The sequence below is a fragment of the Mesorhizobium sp. M7D.F.Ca.US.004.03.1.1 genome, from assembly GCF_003998635.1.
Classification (GTDB): Bacteria; Pseudomonadota; Alphaproteobacteria; order Rhizobiales; family Rhizobiaceae; genus Mesorhizobium; species Mesorhizobium loti.
In genome coordinates this window covers 1-1,410 of the sequence record NZ_RZQG01001241.1, presented here as the reverse complement: position 1 = coordinate 1,410, position 1,410 = coordinate 1, and the positions used below count along the sequence as shown (strand labels likewise).

Here is a 1,410-nt window from a genome sequence, read left to right as displayed (position 1 = left end):
GCGTCCGGCAGCGACTAGATCGGCCTGCGCACGACGGACGACAGCGTGCTCAAGGCCGTCTCGCGCGTGCCGCTGTTCGGCGGCTTCCTCGGTCTCGGCCTGCTGCTTCTGGCAATGGGTTCGATGTGGTACCGCGAGGGACGGTAGGCTACTCCTCCGGCTCGGTCGTGAACATCAGCGGATAGCCCTTGGCCTTGCCGGCATCGGTGGCGCGCGTCGCCTTGGTCTCGGCGACATCCTTGGTGAAGACGGCGACGACGCAGACGCCGCGCCGGTGCGCGGTGATCATCACCCGGTGCGCCTGGTCTTCGCTGAGCTTGAACTCGCCCTTCAGCACCGTCACCACGAATTCGCGCGGTGTGAAATCGTCATTGATGAGGATGACCTTGTAGAGCTTCGGCCGTTCGACCTGCGGCTTGACCTGGACGCGCGGTTTTGTGGTGATTTCAGGCATCGGAACCGACAATTTTGCGTAAGCGACCTTGCCGCCATTCTGGCACCAGCGACAGCAGTCGTCCATTTTGATAGACGCACAAAGCCGATGTCCAGCAGGCGCGGCCATTCACCATCATGTGGGAAAGTGTCGGTTGCCGTTCAACGGCCCTCTCGGCCAAAGATGCGGCGATTTGCGCCCGCATCGGCCCGGCGTTCCAGCCATGCCGCGATCGGCCACGCGGCAACGCAGACCAGCGTCGCTCCGGTCAGCGCGATCAGCAGCCAGGTCTGTGCCGGCGTGATGTAGTCCCAATTGGTGGAAATCGCAGGCGCAAACAGCGAAGGTTCGGTGCGCCCGCTGGCCGGATCGGGCACCGGGCTGGCTGTGAACAGGATCAGCACCCTGGCAACGCCGGTGGCCACCAGGCCGCCGAGCACCATCGAACGCAAAATGGACGAAAGCCGCTTCTTCATGCGGATTGCCCTACACGGCCGGCGTTGCAAACGGGTTAAGCACAATCGAGTTGCGTGGCTGGAAGCCGCCGGTGTTCAGCTCATCGACCATGCACTTGGCAGAAGGCCGCCCCAGCCGATTTACGGCTGGAACGGCCTTGCTAGAACTGACCTCGAAGCTGATCAGGGCTTCTTCGGAGCAGCCTTCGGGGCCGCCTTCGCGGGCGCCTTCTTGACCGGGCACTTGTGCTTCTTGGTCACCTTGCAGACGGTCTTCTTGGCGACCTTCTTCGGAGCAGCCTTGGCCGGAGCGGTGGTCGTCGCGGCAGCAGCCGGGGCGGTGGTCGTCGTGGCAGCAGCCGGGGCAGCGGTCGTGGTGGCGGCTGCGTTGCCGAGAACCGGCATCGAGAAGGCGAGAGCAACGGAGAGGCCGAGAGCGGACAGGAGGGACTTTTTCATGGCTTCATTTCCTTTTTATGCGGGTCGAATTTCTGATGTCACTGAACCGGGTCGTTCGGTGTC

The 1,410-nt window shown here is 63.3% G+C and carries 3 protein-coding genes; all 3 read right to left on the bottom strand.

The window, feature by feature from the left end; all coding sequences use genetic code 11:
* Nucleotides 1–148: 148 nt before the first annotated feature.
* The gene (clpS, locus tag EN935_RS35970) at nucleotides 149–454 is read right to left on the bottom strand and encodes an ATP-dependent Clp protease adapter ClpS (protein WP_027039419.1); all 306 of its coding nucleotides are present in this window, start codon (nucleotides 452–454) and stop codon (nucleotides 149–151) included.
* A 140-nt stretch (nucleotides 455–594) separates the two neighbouring features.
* Nucleotides 595–909 (bottom strand): hypothetical protein, encoded by a 315-nt coding sequence (locus tag EN935_RS35965; protein WP_126070189.1) that lies wholly within the window; start codon nucleotides 907–909, stop codon nucleotides 595–597.
* Between the two features lie 162 nt (nucleotides 910–1,071).
* On the bottom strand, nucleotides 1,072–1,347 hold the full coding sequence (locus EN935_RS35960) for a hypothetical protein (protein WP_109659700.1): 276 nt from the start codon (nucleotides 1,345–1,347) through the stop codon (nucleotides 1,072–1,074).
* Between the last annotated feature and the right edge of the window lie 63 nt (nucleotides 1,348–1,410).